This is a genomic window from Pseudomonas sp. P4_C4, assembly GCF_056402055.1.
Genome location: NZ_JBFUID010000052.1, coordinates 14,387 through 30,726 on the forward strand (window position 1 = coordinate 14,387; position 16,340 = coordinate 30,726).

The 16,340-nt window shown below is 54.1% G+C and carries 16 protein-coding genes and 1 pseudogene; 6 read left to right on the forward strand and 11 right to left on the reverse strand.

From position 1 onward, the window contains the following. Nucleotide 1: 1 nt before the first annotated feature. From AC1DXW_RS23520 to AC1DXW_RS23535, 4 genes are all read right to left on the reverse strand, one after another. Nucleotides 2-763: an NADPH-dependent F420 reductase gene (locus tag AC1DXW_RS23520; protein ID WP_477760517.1), complete on the reverse strand. Its 762-nt coding sequence runs from the start codon at nucleotides 761-763 to the stop codon at nucleotides 2-4. A gap of 108 nt (nucleotides 764-871) precedes the next feature. After that, the gene (locus AC1DXW_RS23525) at nucleotides 872-1,588 is read right to left on the reverse strand and encodes a nitroreductase (RefSeq protein ID WP_477760518.1); all 717 of its coding nucleotides are present in this window, start codon (nucleotides 1,586-1,588) and stop codon (nucleotides 872-874) included. Nucleotides 1,589-1,618: 30 nt separating this feature from the next. Next, complete coding sequence (locus AC1DXW_RS23530; RefSeq protein WP_477756653.1) at nucleotides 1,619-2,050, reverse strand: MarR family winged helix-turn-helix transcriptional regulator; 432 nt, start codon at nucleotides 2,048-2,050, stop codon at nucleotides 1,619-1,621. A 467-nt stretch (nucleotides 2,051-2,517) separates the two neighbouring features. Beyond that, on the reverse strand, nucleotides 2,518-3,276 hold the full coding sequence (locus AC1DXW_RS23535) for an SDR family oxidoreductase (RefSeq protein ID WP_477756654.1): 759 nt from the start codon (nucleotides 3,274-3,276) through the stop codon (nucleotides 2,518-2,520). A 100-nt stretch (nucleotides 3,277-3,376) separates the two neighbouring features. Between AC1DXW_RS23535 and AC1DXW_RS23540 the strand changes: the two genes are divergently transcribed. The 3 genes from AC1DXW_RS23540 (at nucleotide 3,377) to AC1DXW_RS23550 (ending at nucleotide 5,376) form a co-directional block, all read left to right on the forward strand. Then, nucleotides 3,377-3,970 (forward strand): TetR/AcrR family transcriptional regulator, encoded by a 594-nt coding sequence (locus tag AC1DXW_RS23540; RefSeq protein WP_477756655.1) that lies wholly within the window; start codon nucleotides 3,377-3,379, stop codon nucleotides 3,968-3,970. A gap of 319 nt (nucleotides 3,971-4,289) precedes the next feature. Then, nucleotides 4,290-4,820, forward strand: a complete 531-nt coding sequence (locus AC1DXW_RS23545) for a cysteine hydrolase family protein (protein WP_477760519.1) — start codon at nucleotides 4,290-4,292, stop codon at nucleotides 4,818-4,820. Nucleotides 4,821-5,139: 319 nt separating this feature from the next. After that, nucleotides 5,140-5,376 carry a DUF1059 domain-containing protein gene (locus AC1DXW_RS23550; RefSeq protein WP_477757065.1) on the forward strand — a complete coding sequence of 79 codons (237 nt, stop codon included), beginning with the start codon at nucleotides 5,140-5,142 and terminating at the stop codon, nucleotides 5,374-5,376. Between the two features lie 415 nt (nucleotides 5,377-5,791). On the opposite strand, the gene AC1DXW_RS23555 is transcribed toward AC1DXW_RS23550, so the two are convergent. Then, on the reverse strand, nucleotides 5,792-6,508 hold the full coding sequence (locus AC1DXW_RS23555) for a class I SAM-dependent methyltransferase (RefSeq protein WP_477760520.1): 717 nt from the start codon (nucleotides 6,506-6,508) through the stop codon (nucleotides 5,792-5,794). 240 nt (nucleotides 6,509-6,748) lie between these two features. Between AC1DXW_RS23555 and AC1DXW_RS23560 the strand changes: the two genes are divergently transcribed. After that, on the forward strand, nucleotides 6,749-7,525 hold the full coding sequence (locus AC1DXW_RS23560; protein ID WP_477760521.1) for a nucleotidyltransferase domain-containing protein: 777 nt from the start codon (nucleotides 6,749-6,751) through the stop codon (nucleotides 7,523-7,525). Nucleotides 7,526-7,624: 99 nt separating this feature from the next. Here the strand turns inward: AC1DXW_RS23560 and AC1DXW_RS23565 are convergent, their stop codons facing one another. Beyond that, complete coding sequence (locus AC1DXW_RS23565) at nucleotides 7,625-7,900, reverse strand: DUF2798 domain-containing protein (protein WP_477757120.1); 276 nt, start codon at nucleotides 7,898-7,900, stop codon at nucleotides 7,625-7,627. 131 nt (nucleotides 7,901-8,031) lie between these two features. Between AC1DXW_RS23565 and AC1DXW_RS23570 the strand changes: the two genes are divergently transcribed. Continuing rightward, nucleotides 8,032-8,973 carry a LysR family transcriptional regulator gene (locus AC1DXW_RS23570; protein ID WP_477760522.1) on the forward strand — a complete coding sequence of 314 codons (942 nt, stop codon included), beginning with the start codon at nucleotides 8,032-8,034 and terminating at the stop codon, nucleotides 8,971-8,973. Between the two features lie 180 nt (nucleotides 8,974-9,153). Here AC1DXW_RS23570 and AC1DXW_RS23575 read toward each other — a convergent pair. The 4 genes and pseudogenes from AC1DXW_RS23575 to AC1DXW_RS23590 all read right to left on the reverse strand — a co-directional run. Then, nucleotides 9,154-9,999: pseudogene (locus AC1DXW_RS23575) on the reverse strand (2-hydroxyacid dehydrogenase); the annotation flags it as partial. 26 nt (nucleotides 10,000-10,025) lie between these two features. Continuing rightward, complete coding sequence (locus AC1DXW_RS23580) at nucleotides 10,026-10,898, reverse strand: isocitrate lyase/PEP mutase family protein (protein ID WP_477760523.1); 873 nt, start codon at nucleotides 10,896-10,898, stop codon at nucleotides 10,026-10,028. Between the two features lie 124 nt (nucleotides 10,899-11,022). Then, nucleotides 11,023-12,330, reverse strand: a complete 1,308-nt coding sequence (dctA, locus tag AC1DXW_RS23585; RefSeq protein ID WP_477760524.1) for a C4-dicarboxylate transporter DctA — start codon at nucleotides 12,328-12,330, stop codon at nucleotides 11,023-11,025. A gap of 102 nt (nucleotides 12,331-12,432) precedes the next feature. Beyond that, nucleotides 12,433-13,602, reverse strand: coding sequence for a mandelate racemase/muconate lactonizing enzyme family protein (locus tag AC1DXW_RS23590; RefSeq protein WP_477755766.1), 1,170 nt, complete (start codon nucleotides 13,600-13,602; stop codon nucleotides 12,433-12,435). Nucleotides 13,603-13,701: 99 nt separating this feature from the next. On the opposite strand from AC1DXW_RS23590, the gene AC1DXW_RS23595 reads away from it, so the two are divergent. Beyond that, nucleotides 13,702-14,577 (forward strand): LysR family transcriptional regulator, encoded by an 876-nt coding sequence (locus AC1DXW_RS23595; RefSeq protein ID WP_477755767.1) that lies wholly within the window; start codon nucleotides 13,702-13,704, stop codon nucleotides 14,575-14,577. Nucleotides 14,578-14,926: 349 nt separating this feature from the next. Here AC1DXW_RS23595 and AC1DXW_RS23600 read toward each other — a convergent pair whose 3' ends face one another. Further along, entirely contained in the window at nucleotides 14,927-16,339 is a 1,413-nt protein-coding gene (locus tag AC1DXW_RS23600; protein ID WP_477755768.1) for an aldehyde dehydrogenase family protein, read from the reverse strand. Nucleotide 16,340: the final 1 nt, after the last annotated feature.

Consider the following 16,340-nt stretch of genomic DNA (forward strand, 5'->3'; position numbering starts at 1 on the left):
ATCAGGCCGTCATTGCACGATTCGTGGCAACAATTTGCTCATGTGTAAACTGACTGCCGGGAGCCATGAACCTGGCGATCAGTGCGTCGCGGTTTTGTGGCGCCCGTGCCTTGTCTGCCGCGTACAGCGCCAATTTCAGCTCCGGCAATGTCAACTCGGTACAGTAAGCAGGTGTACCTGGTTGCTGACGCCACGAATCTTCAAGGTTGCCAGCGGCAAGCGCGATAAAGCCCGTATCCTCGACAAGATCCTGCGCGATTGCCTCAGCGGTGGTGTCCCCCCCAGCTACAGGTAGGGCTATACGCGTTGAAGACCCGGCTGGTTGGCCTTTATCGGCAAGGGTAGCTGCGAGGACGGCATTCCATGCCTTAACGACCGGGCGGCCAATCTGCTCGCTTACCCAAACGCTCTCGGGCTTGCCGTCGTCAACTTCCTTGATCGCCCCGTCACGTCCCGGGTAGTAATTGGACGTGTCAATGACGACGGTTTTCTCGGGAACGTTACTCAACGTCTGCTTGAGATCAGGGTAGTTTGCGAAGGGGATCGAGAGGATCACAACGTCTACCTCGGACACAGCATCTTCCTTGGTCACGGCGTGTACGCCGATTTCGCTAGCAAGGTTCTGAATGGTCTGAGGGCTCTTCGAGTTTGCCAGTTTGACTTCATGGCCACACGCAGCGAGCTTACGGGCAAGGGTAGCCCCAATGTTGCCGGCGCCGATAATTCCGATTTTCATTTCAATAACCTCTTCACCTACAAACAATATTCAAGTTACTGCTTGGCTGGGTGTGCGAATGAATCAAGCGTGTCGCGAAGCCCCGGAGATCTGAGGTGTGCACGCATGTCGCCTGACTCAGGAAAATACGACTCTTCAAGAATGAAAGGTAACGCTGTCGGTAACCGGCACACGATCCATATGCATGCGGTTGCCTGGAGCGCTCTCGTTCGGGTAGCCGAATGACATCCCAAACAGCATTTTCATTTCTTCAGAAATACCTAGCGCCTCTCGGATCGTAGCTGCATAGAAACCAAGCGAGGTTTGCGGAATGCCGCCTAACCCTCGGGCAGCAAGCGACAGCAGGAAAGTCTGGCCATACATGCCAATGTCGCCAGCAGTTCGAACATTGTCACCAAACACCGGCATGAATAAAAAAACGGCCTGGGGGGCGTTGAAAAAGGACAAATTCAAGGCTGCCGCTCGCCGCCGTCCCTCCTTGTCTTCGCGCATAACGTTCATAGCCTCATAGTAGGCTTTGCCCTGTGCATTCTTGCGATCCCCATAGGGGCCGTAAAAAGCCCCCATATCGAACGAAAAGTCTGGGGTGAATTCGCCTGCAGTATTTTTCGCGTGGAGAATTTGCGAAAGCTCTTTCAATTTCTGGCCACGGACAACATGAACATCCCACGGCTGGGTGTTGCAGTTGGAGGGAGCGCACTGGGCATCCTTCAACACCTCCTGGATGATCTGATCGGGTACAGGAGTGTCTAAAAACCCACGAAAAGACCGCCGTGTACGGGCCGTCTTCTGAAATTGCAGGGTGTCATCCAGCGCTGTATCAGCATCGAACCTAGCCATTGAAGTGGTCATGATTTCCTCTTTGAGCACGTGTAAAAACGTTCAGTCGGTTGCTGGATGGCCGAGCGCATCGAGTGTTTGACGAAGCTCATCGATACCCCGCTCATCGAGCTGGCAAGCTGACTTGATTTTGCTAGTGATTCCCCGAATGTCGGCTTCCAACATGCGGCTATCAGGCGTCAGGTCGATCATCACGCGGCGCTCGTCGGCGGGATCCCGTGTGCGAGTGACGAGCCCGGCAGCCTCAAGCCGTTTCAGCAATGGCGTTATGGTTCCAGCGTCCATCGCCAAGCGGGTTCCAAGGGCACCCACAGAAAGTGGCGAGCCGTTTAAAAGCTCCAGGATGACCAGGTACTGCGGGAAGGTTAGGCCCAACGGTTCCAGATAAGGTTTGTGCAATCGCACCACCCGATTTGCCGCCGCATAAAGTGAAAAAGACAGCTGGGTACCCACCCGTTTCCGATTCGAGCTCATTAGATAGTTCGCTATTGTATAGTGCACTATATATTCCAGCTAGAAATGCCTACTGTCAACCGATGCCGTCTGCCCTCGACGAATGGCCAATCTGGCCAAGTAGACTATGCCTTACAGCCCCTGTGATTTGAGGCGGGCGCCGGGTCATGCGGCAGCGAGTCGGTCATCACATTTTTTAGTAATTTATCCGGTTGCCACCTATGCGCAAGCAACTGATCAATCCCACTCGCCCGCTGCGTCGCCGCCCGCTTTCCGCTCCGTAGCGATCCATCGAAGAGTCACCTCTTCCTTCCAGGCGACGAGGTGTCGCGACAGCGCCGGCCAGCGTTTCAGGCTCTAATAGAGTGCTCTGCTGGTAGCCAAACCCTCGGGCACGAGATTGCGCAGCGCAATCATCCAGGGGCTCGAGGCAGGCAGAAGCAATCTGCCTGCCTGGACGGCATAAGGTGATACCCACACGGTAAACGTCATTCTGCCGGTGGTTTGTATCCTGCAAGCATTTTCAGCACCTCATCATGTGAACCGCTCGCTTCAGCAAACCGTAGTGGTTTGGCGCGCTCGACGACAAGTTCGCGTGGGGTCGGAGAGGTCTCGAGCAGTTCGAAGATCTCATCCAAAAACGCCTCCAAGGGCATGGCGTGTTCGTCGTTTTCCTGCCCAAGCAACGTGGTTCGTACCCCCGGCGGCGCAAGTTCGATAACCTCAACTGACGAGGCTTCTAGCTGAACTCGAAGACTTTGAGTGAACGAATGAACTGCGGCTTTGGTTGCGCTGTAGGTCGGTGTTGCAGGCAGCGGAACGAATGCCAACGCTGAACTGACGTTCATGATCGTGGCGCTGGGCTGCTTGATCAGCTGGGGAGTAAATGCATACACCATGCGAATCGTGCCAAGCAAGTTCGTTGTCACGATATCTTCGGCAGTGCTCAGGTTTTCCGGATCAGTCAGATCCTCCCAATGCATGATGCCTGCGTTGTTTATGAGAACGTTCAGATTCGGGTGGCTGATCGCCAGCGCTTCGCTGTTGCGCTGGATGGATTGTGGATCGCAGACGTCCAGCAACACTGATTCAAGACCTGGATGTTCCGACACGATCTTGTCGAGCAGAGACTTGCGACGTCCCGCGATGATTACTTTGTTGCCCGCCTTGTGAAGCCTGAGTGCCAGACCAAGGCCGATGCCTGAGGTGCCGCCAGTAACCAGAATCGTGTTGCCAGTGCCGTTCATAGTAAACTCCAGAAACGATGCGTAAGCGGACAATTGTCCACTTTAAAAACGTACCGGACAACTGTCCGCTTAGCAATAGAATGAAGGGAAAACTTTGCTCATGACTGACGAGTTGGTGATGCGTTCTGACGCCAGGAAAAACCGGGAACGGATACTGGAGGTCGCGGTGGTAGAGCTGACTAGCGATCCTGCGGTTCCGCTGAGTACGATTGCGAAGAAGGCTGGGGTAGGACAGGGAACGTTTTATCGCCACTTCCCTACCAGAGAGAACCTGGTATTCGAGGTCTATCAATTCGAAATGCAGCAAGTGGCCTCGTTGGCGGAATATCTGCTCGCGACAAAACCACCTAAGGAGGCCCTTCGAGAATGGATGGACTGCCTCGCTGAATATGCAATGACAAAGGCAGGACTCGCGACTGCGATACAGCAAGCTGCGTCTATTTACGAGTTCCCGGGGAAGTCGGGATACGCTCCAGTCCAGGCAGCTGCCGAGTCGCTTTTGAGGGCTAATGAAAAGGCCGGAACGATTCGTAGCGGGATTACTAACGACGACTTTTTTCTAGCCATCGCTGGAATATGGCAAATGGATTCCCAGAGTGAATGGCGCTCACGTCTCGCCAGATTGATGAACCTGGTGATGGATGGTCTATGCGCTGGCAGCCCCGAAAGCCTGAAGAAGAACGTGCAGCATTAAAATCAGGTACCGCGTTAAACGGCTACAGGAACGCTTGCTTCGTGGCCATGGCCGGCAGAGAAGCCAATAGCGGACGTTGCTGCCCCATGAAATCACTTTCATTCTCGGGATGTTCACTTGCACGGCCGGCGCCCCAAAGATATGGTCAACGCCATGACTAAGCCATGCATCAAATCGACCACAACTTTCACGACCGCTCGAGGCGGGTCGTGAGAGGTTGTGCGAGTTGAAACAACGCATAACCCCCAAAGACCCGCCAGCAATGACCGGGTCTTTTTTTTGCCCCGGCGTTTCTGGCTCAAACGTAAGGAAACGCACAATGTACGCACTCTTGATCCTCGACATGCAGGTAGGACTCGTTCACGGCCCGGATAAACCTTGGGGCAGTGAATCTCTGGTCGACACGTTAAATCGCCTGATGAGCAAGGCCCGGGAAATGGGCGCGCCCATATTTCTCGCCCGCCATTTGGGCCCAGCCGGGTCGCCGATAGAACGTGGTAGCCCGCTGACCGAGTTTGTCCAGGAATTGGATTTGAGAGGTGACGAAGTGATATTTGAAAAATATCGACCCAACGCGTTTACCCAGACAGATCTGGCTGCTCAACTACGCCTGCGTAACTGCGATGGCATCGTCGTTACAGGAATGAAAACTCAATACTGTGTAGATAGTACTTGCCGGGCTGCCCGCGATTGTGGATTCGATGCTGTGCTGATCGCCGATGGACATACTTGCTCTGACACCCCTTCACTCGAAGCAAAGGCCATCATTGCCCACCACAATGCGACGTTGGCAGGGCCATTCTGCCGAGTCGTCCAAGCCGAGGACTGGAGTTTCCAAGCCCTCGCCTGATCGACTCTGTCCAGGGTCGATTGCAGCCCTTCACTACAGGCAGCAATCGGCCATGTGAAGTCATTAGTAGTTGCCACGTAACCAGCATAAAAAGGGACAGAGCACGATTTCAGGTAAATGCCGAGCCATCGTGATCTGTTCCCTGTTTCCGCGCGGCCGTTTTCCATGTCTGGCACAACTACCCTGACATCGGTGGGCCTATACTTTAACGATCGGCACACTCGATGTGGCATGCAGTCGTGTTTGATGTATGGGAGACGCGTCGAGCGATCGTTCACGCAGGCCACGGCCTGCCTTCGTCGTAGGGAGGAAAACATTCATGGCGCGTAAATACATCGACTGCCGCGAGTTTCCGAGCGATTCCCACTGCTCAATCGCACTGTCCGCAGACTCTGAAAACGAACTGCTCGAGGCCGCCGCGCAGCATGCGGTCAGTGTTCACAAGCACACCGACTCACCAGAACTGCGTGCTCAACTGAAGACGATGTTTCACGACGGAACCCCGCCTGTTGAAGCACCGCGTCCTGCTTGGCACCCAGGGGTTTCAGAGGAGTGAATGTCATCGATAAGCACCTATCAGGCTCATTTCGATGAGTTGCGCAGGCCTGAGGGTAGTTTTTTATGCCTGGCACAATCTGAATGACAAAGGAGATCCCCAAGGAGCTGCCGATGGCTGCTCCTTGGGGGGCTTTGGAGAGCTTGTTTAATGTGACTGCGTGTTCATTCAAGCTAAGCTCAAGCTGATTCGACAGACTGCTATCGGCCGATTCTGTTGAAAAAGTCGGCCCGCCCAAATGGCCTGAATATTGAGTGGTGAAAACACCTTTTTACACGCTGCTACGTGAAATCCGAGCCCGGAAGCCTCTGCCCAAAAGTAAAGATTTCAATCTCAGGCGCGTATTTTTCTGCCGTGGAAACCATGGCCGACTTTTTCAACAGAATCGGCCAATAGCTGCCTGTCGCGTCCAGCTTCAAACCATTTTGAACGTCAACCAAGCCCCCCAGAACAAGCTGCTGAAGAAACGTGTGGCGTCCCCGAATCCCGCGTCGTYTAACAGTTTTTGAACCGCCGCCTCAGAATGTGGCGGATCAGCGCCCTGGAGGATTTTCCCCAGTTTGGCCTTCACTTCATCCGGGCTGGCACCTTGCTGCCGCCATCGCTGGCCCCAAGCAGCCAGCAATAGCGGTTGGCTGGCATAAGCGTACTGATTTCCTGCGACAATCAGCGGCGCACCCGGCTTCAGATGAGCCCGAATGGAATGCAGAAGTTGGCGCTTGGCATCATCACCCTCGAGATGATGCAGGACGCCGATCAAAGTGGCTGCGTCGTAGGACTGGTCTGCTACCAGATCTTCAATATGTCCAAGATGCATGTCCGTTCTTTCAAGCAAGTCGTTCGTCTTTAACTGGTGCTTCGCAGCCGCCAGCATTGGCTCGGATGGATCAACGGCAGTGAAGCGCCAACTGGGCTCCAAGGTTGCCATTGCAATGATTTCCTGCGCCGTCCCACCAGCGCCAACTACCAGTATCTTCGCCGAGCCTGTAGTGCTGAGGCTTGCCGCCAGCATGCATGCAGCAAGATCGTGACAGGCGTCATACCCTGCTAATGCAATACGGCTCTGTCGTCCGTACTCATTGGCCCGTGTGGTATCAAATTTTTCAGCTGGGTTGAGAGGTAATGATTTCAAGGCGGTTCTCCATGTCCTTGAATCAAGTTAGGTCATAAATAGCGATAATAAAAATTCATTATCTTTATGTATTGCATTCCTGAAAGGAATACAACCTCCCCCTCCCCCGCACGGAGCTTGAATAGTCAACCGTCTATAATGGGTCGGTTTTTACCGGTCGTGGAAGGCAGAAACCGGCCAAAAGCGGACACTATTGGCTCTGTTAAAGTACCTCTCTGAACACAACTAACGGACGGCTTCATGGAACGATTCCATCCTAGTGGCATTGATGCAGAGGGTTATATCCTCACCGTGCCCAATGTCGAGGTGCAGTCACAGTTTCAGGATTTGCTGGCGGATGTTTGCATGACGCTCACTCGGTCGGAACCTCTGCTGGACGGGATTTATCTTTATGGCAGCGTCGCTAGAGGCGACGCCGTGCCGGGGGTTTCCGACCTGGACCTGACCCTTGTCCTGCACAGCCCTCCTGCGTCGCAGGATCTGGAAATGTTGGAGTCGAAACGGCGCACGCTGGAAAGTCAGCATTCCGAAGTCATCAAGATCGATTTCGACATCGGTAGTCGTTCTGAAGTATTGGCGGCTGACAAACGATTGAGCTGGGGGTATTGGCTCAAGCATCACTGTCGTTGCTTGTGGGGGAATGATCTGACTAAGCGCTTCGACCGGTTCAAGCCGTCGCGTGATATCGCCATTGCCGTGAATGGTGACTTCGAATCTGTACTGACCCGGTATGCCGATCTTATCGATCAGGCGGCGACATCGACGCAATCGCTACGCTTGCAACGCGAAGCCTCGCGCAAGCTCATCTGCTCAACTCAAGTACTTCGCTCTGAACAGGACCTGATGTGGCCGCAAACACTGGAAGAGCATGTCGAGCTGTTTGTTCAGCATTACCCGTGTATGAGAATGCAGATCTCTTTTTTCTTGTCCCAGGCAAGGAACCCGTACGCTAAGCCAAAAGAGTTTACGACTCAGCTGCATAATTTTTTGACCTGGATGGCTTCAGAAACCGGTTAGGTCCGCTTTGGGTCGACTCCGACCTGTGACGGCCGGCGACAGTCGACCCAATAGGGTTGTCCACAACACCCCATCAATTGGGCCGCTGAGCGGCCGCCCTTAATGATGTGGGTGTACAGTCAAAGACACCAGTTTGAGCACAACGGGGCGAACGACGAGTATGCACAGGAATGCCACTGGCATAGCCAATTTATAGGCGTGCAGCGCATTACTTAGGTAATCAATCTCAATACCGGAGTTTGCCGCAGTGATCACGAGTGACATCAAGAACGCCATAATTGTGGCCATATACAGCGCGAAAACATAAGGAGTAGCGCGAGCCGAGAGCTTACGCTGGTTGAAAAATAGGGCTTTAGAGGATGCTTTGGGATTCATATCAGACCTTTTTGATCTTCGATTGATAGGTGATGAACATCATAGCAAGATCAAAAATTAGCAACTAGACGGGTAGCTGTGGTTGCTTTATAAAGAAAATCTTATGAATAACTCTTCTCGCTGGGCCCAAGATGAACCTGTTAGGGGCGATTGCTAGCTTTATCAAGGTGGTTGAAGCGGGCTCCATCGTGGGCGCGGCCAAAACCCTGGGCATCAGTGCGGCAGCCGTTAGCCAGACCATAAATCGCTTGGAAACCCACCYAGGCACACGTCTTCTCCAGCGCACCACACGTAGCATGGCGTTAACTGAAAGCGGCGTGGTGTACTACGAAAAAGTGAAACGCATAGCGCATGATCTCGAATCGGCGCAAAGCGCGATCATCAGTACGCAGACTCAACTCCAAGGGCGACTGTGCATCGCTTCTACCTCCGCTTTCGGGCGGCATGTGTTGGCATCACTAATCGCCGGCTTCGCTGCACGTTACCCACACCTGATACTTGAACTTTCAACCACAGATCGCAAAATTAATCATATTCAAGAAGGCATTGATCTGAGCCTGCGGATCAAACCACAACTAGAAGAGGGGATCGTCGCTCGCAAGATCGTTTCAGTCCCTTTTATCATCTGCGCGTCGCCCACCTATTTGGAACGAGTGGGCTGGCCACGCTCCCCTGAAGAACTCCAACACCACGCCTGTCTAGCGTTTCGCTACCCGCTAGACGGACGCTTTCTACGTTGGGGTTTTATCCGGGATGGGCAACGTTACGACGCTAATCTCAATGCGACCACAATCAGCGACGATATTGATGCTCTAGCCCAAATGGCCATCCACGGCGCGGGAATTACCCGCTTGGCAGAGTTCGTGGCGGCGCCCTATATCGAAAGGGGCCAACTCGTTCCTCTGTTTGAACATCGCCACGCTTCAACTTATGCCTACGCTGAACCGCTCGATATTTATGTATGCGTCCAGGAGCGCGCCGCCATCACACCCAAGGTCAAAGCTTTTATGAATTATTTGACTGAATATCTGGAAATGCGCTGGCCGATGGAAAATACCTTTACTGCGTCCTGATAGGGTGCTTTGCAGMCTTCATAATTTCAATGGCCGAGCTTCGCATGGGGATACAGTTACGAACCGCTGCTTGCAGGTGACTACGGCCGGTTGCAGTCTGATTCTACGGGCAGCTATGGGCAGTTCTCTGCCGGTCGTCACTACAGCGTGTGCTGGTCAAGTCGAATGCAAACAGTTGGTCAAGTCCATGCAATTACTCAATTTGAAAAGCCTTGAACTCGCCAGCGGCTCTTTCACATAAACATCTAAACCAGCTGCTCGTATCGTCTTTTCTTCAAGCGCTTGAATGAGTGCGTCCTGATCAACCACAGGGCCACTAGAAACGTTGATCAAAATACTCTCCGCGCCCATCAACGCTAGCTCTCTGCGTCCGATGAGGTTTCTCGTTTCGTCCGTCAAGGGCACGACCGGGCAAACAAAATCAGACTCGCTTAAAAGCGTTTCTTACGAGACGAACCTCGCACCGAGCTCTTGTTCCAGCTTTGGTTTACGACTGTTGCCGCTGTACAAGATGTTCATGCCGAAACCAAACCAACCTCTGCGGGCGATGGCCTCTCCGATTTTGCCCAGGCCGATAATGCCCAAGGTCTTTCCATGCACGTCACTCCCAAAATGGGATGCGTCGATGGTATTCGTCCAGTTCCCCTCTTTCGTCCACGCATCAAGCTCAGGAATGCGTCTCGCTGTGGCGAGGATCAGGGCGAAAGCCAGATCAGCCGTGGTTTCGTTCAAGACATCCGGCGTGTTGGTCAACATGATCCCTCGGCCATTGAGAAAGCTGAGGTCATAGTTGTCGTAGCCAACCGATATGCTCGAGATGATCTCAAGGTTTTCAGCCGAAGCCAGCTCAGCTTCACCCAGACGACGATTGCCGCCGATCAGTGCGTGGGCGCTGGAAATGGCAGCTTCGAACTAGGCATCCATGTCACCAAGCTCGGGACTCATGATGATGACGTTGTATTTATCTTTATAAGGTTCAAGCAGGCTGGGTGAGACGCGGCTGAAGGCCAGGATGGTCTTTTTCATGATGCTTTATTTCGCCTGTTTCAAGCTCAATTCGAATCGTGTTCTGACTTCAAGTAGGTCTTCGCCCACTCACGGTAATTATCCGAGAGCGTGTATTTTGAAAGCAGCTCAGGGAGGGAAAGCTCGCGCCCCTCCATACCGCTTTGTTCGCGTAGCGCCTCGTAGGACGCTTTGATTGCGGACAAATAGGGGGCATGCCCATTGACCACAACTCGCACATTGGCTGCGCTCAGCTTCTGAACATCGCTCAGTGCAGGGTTTCCATAATTAATCAGCATGATTGGCACGCAAAGATGCGAGGTGAGCGCCTCCAAGTGTTGGAAATCCTTTACTCCGACAAGGCAAATCGCATCGGCCCCAGCCTTTTGATAGGCCGTAGTGCGTGCGATGGAATCTTCCAAAGTGGAAACGGCTACATTCGTACGGGCGATGATGCTGAGGGCATCATCTGACCGGGCAAATCGCGCAGCGTAAATCTTGCTTGCGGCCTCTTCCATTTCGATAAGCACGTGCGCTTGCTCGTCGTATTTGGCCGGCAGGTGAGTATCTTCTAGCGTAAGAGCGGCAACACCGGCCTTCTGCAACTCGGTGACCGTTCGCATTACATTGAGCGCGTTGCCGAACCCATGATCAGCGTCTCCAATGATTGGGATTTGGCTGGCCCGTCCGACCCTGGAAACTTGCTCCGCATATTCATCAAGAGTGAGCAACGAGATATCCGGGGCACCGAGCACTTGAAGCGAGGCGACGGATCCACCCTGGATGGCGACCTCAAAGCCAAGGTCAGAGGCCATTCGAACCGAGATCGGATCGAACACTGATGCGGCAAATTTACAGACTGTTCCATGAAGTAAATCACCGAACGCCTTGCGTAGTTCGTGATGGGATCGCTCAATCATTTTTTCGGCTCCATCGCAATTCAACTGAGAACTTCGCTTGAATGGTTCTATGTGAACGAGGCATCGAATAGCTACCGGTCATTGCGCCCTATCCGAAGAGGAATGACCGGGTAAGCGATGTTGATTACTTTTGCGTTGCTAACGCTCTACGCTCCGCCTTTGCGTTTTTCATCGCGGCAATTTCACGCTCACAGGTTTCTACATCGAACGAGTTGTCCCACTTGGCAATGGCGATGGTGCCGATACCGTTGCCAATCAGGTTGGTAACAGCTCGCGCTTCATTGAGGAACCGGTCGATGCCCAAAAGCAGTACAAGGCCTACCAACGGAATGGAGTGGATGGTTGTAAGCGTTGCCGCGAGTGTTATGAACCCGGCACCCGCCACGCCAGCCGAGCCTTTCGAGGTCAGCAGGAAAACACCCAACAGAATCATCTGATCCATAAACGTCAGCGGCGTATTGGTTGCCTGTGCGATAAAAATCGCCGCCATGGTGAGGTAAATGCAGGTGCCATCCGCATTGAAGGTGTATCCAGTTGGCAGCACCATGCCCACCACCGACTTCTTGCAGCCCAGCTTTTCAAGTTTCACCATCATTCGCGGAAGCACAGCCTCAGTCGAGCAGGTTCCGAGCGTGATGAGGATCTCGTCCTTGAAGTACCGGAGAAACTGTAACAAAGGCATTCCTGACCATCGAGCAACCGTTCCAAGCACCACCACAATGAAGATCAGGGTGGTGACGTAGAGCGCAATCAGCAACTGGCCGAGCGACAGTAGCGTACCGATCCCGTACTTGCCGATAGTGAAAGCCATACCGGCACCGGCACCAATTGGAGCCAGCCGCATGACCATTGCCACGATTTTGAACAGCCCTTGCAGGAACAGGTCGATCGTATTGATCAGCGGCTTGCTGGTTTCACCCATTTGAACCAGGGCAACCCCCATCAAGACCGAAAGCAGGATGACCTGGAGCATGACGCCATTCGAGAACGCACCGATAAAAGTTTGCGGGATGATGTTCATGAAAAAATCGACGGTGCCACCCTGCTCACTGGCAGCTTGGCTGTACTTGGCGATGGCACTGCCATCCAGTGCGTCAACATTGATGTTCATCCCTACGCCTGGCTTTACGACGTTAACCACAATAAGGCCGATGACCAGGGCGATGGTTGAAAGAATTTCGAAGTAGAGCAGCGATTTAACGCCAATTCTCCCTACCTCTTTGATGCTGCCCATCTTGGCGATACCGACAACCACGGTGCCAAAAATAATAGGGGCCAACAGCATTTTGATGAGTCTGATAAAGCCGTCTGCAAAAGGTTGAAGCCTGGCTCCGAATTGCGGTTCAAAGTGACCAATTGCTGCACCGATTACGATACCGATCAGCACCTGCACATACAGCTGGCTGTACCAGCGGGTCTTGGAGATTTCCACGGAAGCACCTCATTTTATTTTTGTGATGGGCATGTGGCGTGACGTCAGTGGGTGACGCCTGATAACTGCGGCCTCTTGAAAAAAGCCGCAGTTCAAGGGCTATCAGCCTTCGCCCAACTCACGCATCACTGCGTACAAGGCTGACTTGGCTTCGAAGCCGACACCTGGAATATCCGGCAGACCGACATAGCCGTTCTCCACCCGAATCCCGTCAGCGAACCCGCCGAAAGGCTGGAACACATCCGGGTACGATTCGTTACCGCCCAGGTGTAGACCCGCTGCGATGTTCAGGGACATCTGGTGACCACCATGCGGAACTACGCGGCGGGAAGACCAACCCATTTCTTCCATCACCTTCAGGGTGCGCATGTACTCCACGAGTCCGTAAGACAGGGCGCAGTCGAACTGGAGGTAATCGCGATCAGGGCGCATACCACCGTGGCGTAGCAGGTTACGAGCATCCTGATGGGAGAACAGGTTTTCACCAGTCGCCATGGGCAGTTCATAGTGGTTTGCAAGCTCGGCCTGCAGTTCATAGTCCAGCGGATCGCCAACTTCTTCGTACCAGAAGAGGTTGTACTTTTTGATGGCTTCCGCGTACGCAATACCTGTTTTCAAATCGAAACGGCCATTGGCATCGACCGCTAGGCGACGCCCGTCCCCTACTACTTCAAGCACCGCTTCGATGCGACGAATATCTTCGTCCAGTGGCACCGCACCAATCTTCATCTTGACGACGTCGTAGCCACGATCCAGATAGCTCTGCATCTCAGCCTTGAGCTTGGTCTGGTCTTTGCCCGGGTAGTAGTAGCCGCCCGCCGCGTAGACCCAGACCTTGTCATCTGCCACGCCGTCACGATAACGGTCGGCCAGCAGGCGATACAGAGGCTTGCCTTCAATCTTGGCAACGGCATCCCATACAGCCATATCAATGGTGCCGACAGCGACTGAGCGTTCGCCGTGGCCACCTGGCTTTTCGTTGGTCATCAGGGCTTTCCAGATGGCAAACGGATCCAGGTTGTTGTTCTCGTGGTCGATGAGAGTATCTGGATCAGCTTCCGTGATACGCGCCAGGAAGCGATCACGCATCAGAGCGCCTTGTCCATAGCGACCATTGGAGTTGAAACCGTAACCGATGACAGGTTTACCATCGCGAATCACATCCGTGACAACAGCGACAACCGAGCAGGTCATTTTCGAAAAATCGATGTAGGCATTGGCGATTGGAGAGGCGATGGAGACGGTTTTTTCACGGATGTCTACGATACGCATGACGGGTTCCTCTTGTTGTTGGTGGCCCCACGTTATGCTTTGCGATGACACCCGCCCAATGCTATTAATGCCGCGCCCTATGCACAGGAGGCATTGCCCTTGGAACTCGTCTGGCTTGAAGATTTTTCAGCGCTTGCGGAATACGGCAGCTTTGTTCGTGCCGCTGAAGCGCGCCACGTCACTCAGCCGGCCTTCAGCCGCAGAGTCCGTTCACTGGAGAATTGGATGGGCGTGGAGTTGTTTGTGCGAACGCCTCAGGGCGCAACGCTGACCGAGGCTGGGAGGCAGATTTTGCCCAGTGCTCAGGAGGCTGCACGACGCTTGTACAGGATGCGCACAGAGGCACAGGAGGTGGCTGGGATGGCCGCCAAAACGCTGCAATTCGCAGCCACTCACTCCCTGTCATTCACCTTCTTTCCGAGATGGCTGAGAAGTACGGAAAATGGCGCCCCGATAGATGCTGTACGACTGCACTCAGATAGCATGGCTGTCTGTGAGCAGATGCTGATTCACGGCCAGGTTCAGTTCCTGCTTTGCCATCGCCATCCCGACGTCCCCCCCTTGCTAGCCCCTGATCAGTTCATTGGGAAGAAAGTTGGAGAGGATGTACTCGTGCCATTGGCGAGTGCCTCTGCCAATTTTGGTACCTCACCAGAAACACTGCCCTACTTGGCATACACCCACGAATCGGGTCTAGGCCGCATCGTCGCTCACCGACTCCACGGCAAGGAAGACTACCTTAACCTCAAGCCTCTTTTTAGTAGCCACCTTGCAGCAGTGCTGATGTCCATGGCCTTGGAAAGCAAGGGTGTCGCGTGGTTACCCAAAAGCCTGACAGAACAGGAAATGGCTGACGGTCGGCTTGTCAGGGCGCTCGACGAAAGCTGGGATATTCCCTTGGAGATTCATCTCACGCGTCCCACAGCCCCAATCAACCCATCTGCCGAAGAATTCTGGGCCAAGCTGGGCGGCTAGATCCATTTGGCCGCCTCCAGTTTTCATTTACCAATGGCGTTCCGGGGCCGAAGAAACTCCAATACGTCACGATTCGTGAAGTGTTTGATCACTGAATCGCCATTGCTTGAAGCCAGTAACCTGATTTCGCTCGTGGCCGCGAATTTCCCCAACAACAGCTAGTGCGGCCTGGCAGCGAGGGCTTCTTGTTTAATGTTGTATCTTCGGGCCAATGGCCTGCGGGCTATCTGATCAATCCAAACGTGGAACCTCTGGATCAGAAATGGCTGAAGGCGTTCAGCAAAACGCATTGGGCCGGTGACCAAACCGACCCAATGCCATACGAGCTGATCCATTTACCGCGAATCGACTAACCCAAGGTGTTAAGGCACACCACCTTGGGTTGGGTCATTTCCTCGTAGGCAAAACGTACGCCTTCCCGGCCCAGGCTACCGTACTTGGAACCGCCAAACGGCATCGCATCGAAGCGGTAGTCGGAAGAGTCGTTGATCATCACTCCCCCGGCTTCGATTCTCCGTGCGGCGCTCATCGCGGTTGCCAGATCATTGGTGAAGATCCCGGCATGCAGGCTGTATTCGGGTTCATTGGCCAACGCGATGGCTTCATCGAAGCTCTCGAAGCATTGCAGTACCACCACCGGAGCGAAGACTTCATTGCGCCAGAGTCGACTGGCGTGATCGACGTTTTCCAACACAGTGGCGGCGTAGCACGATCCTTCACGCCGATGGCCGCAGAGCAACGTGGCGCCCTCTTGCAAGGCCTCGTTCACCACTTGCTCGGCATTCTGCGCGGCTTGCGCAGTAATCATGGGGCCGATATCGGTAACGGCCAGCAATGGATCGCCGACCACAAGCGCACGGGCCTGGCTGACGAATTGCTCTCGGAACGCGTCATAAATCGACGCCTGAATCAGCAAGCGCTGAGTGCCTACGCAGTTCTGCCCCGCTGCCCAAAAGGCTCCGGACACGCAACTCTCGACAGCGGCCTCAAGGTTGCAGTCGCCCATGACGATTACCGGCGCATTGCCGCCCAGGTCCATGGCGAGTTTCTTCAACCCGGCCGTGCGGGCAATCTGCTCTGCGGTGACGAAACCGCCGGTGAAGGAAATCATCCGCACTTCACGGGCGGCGACCAACGCCTTGCCCAGTTCCGCGCCGCCGGTGGCGACTGTGACCACTGATTCAGGCAAGCCTGCTGCGACCAGATAAGACACCAGTTTAATGGCCGACAATGGCGCGAGCTCGGAGGGTTTGAGAATCACCGCGTTACCGCCCGCAATGGCCGGACCGAGTTTATGCGCCACCAGGTTCAACGGATCGTTGTACGGCGTGATCGCAACGATCAGACCCAGAGGTTCACGGGAAAACCAGCCCTGACGCGATTCGGAACCTTCATAAGCGTCGAAAGGCACCACCTCCCCGGCATTGCGCCTGGCCTCCTCGGCCGACAGCTTGAGGGTGTTGACGCAGCGTTTGACCTCCTTTTCCGCCTGTTTGAGGGTCTTTCCGGCCTCGTCGACGATCAGCCTGGCAAACACACCGGCATCACGTTCGATGTTGATTGCGGCTTGCTCAAGAATACGAGCCCGACGATGACGCGCTAACGCCGCGCACGCTCGTGCACCACTGCGCCCAGTCTCCAACAACTGCGGAACTTGCGACGCACAGACATTCGTTACGCTACCGATGACGGAACCGTCATAGGCGTTAAAGACTTCAATGGGCGACTCCACGATATCCAGAACCAGGCGCGATAATTTCACA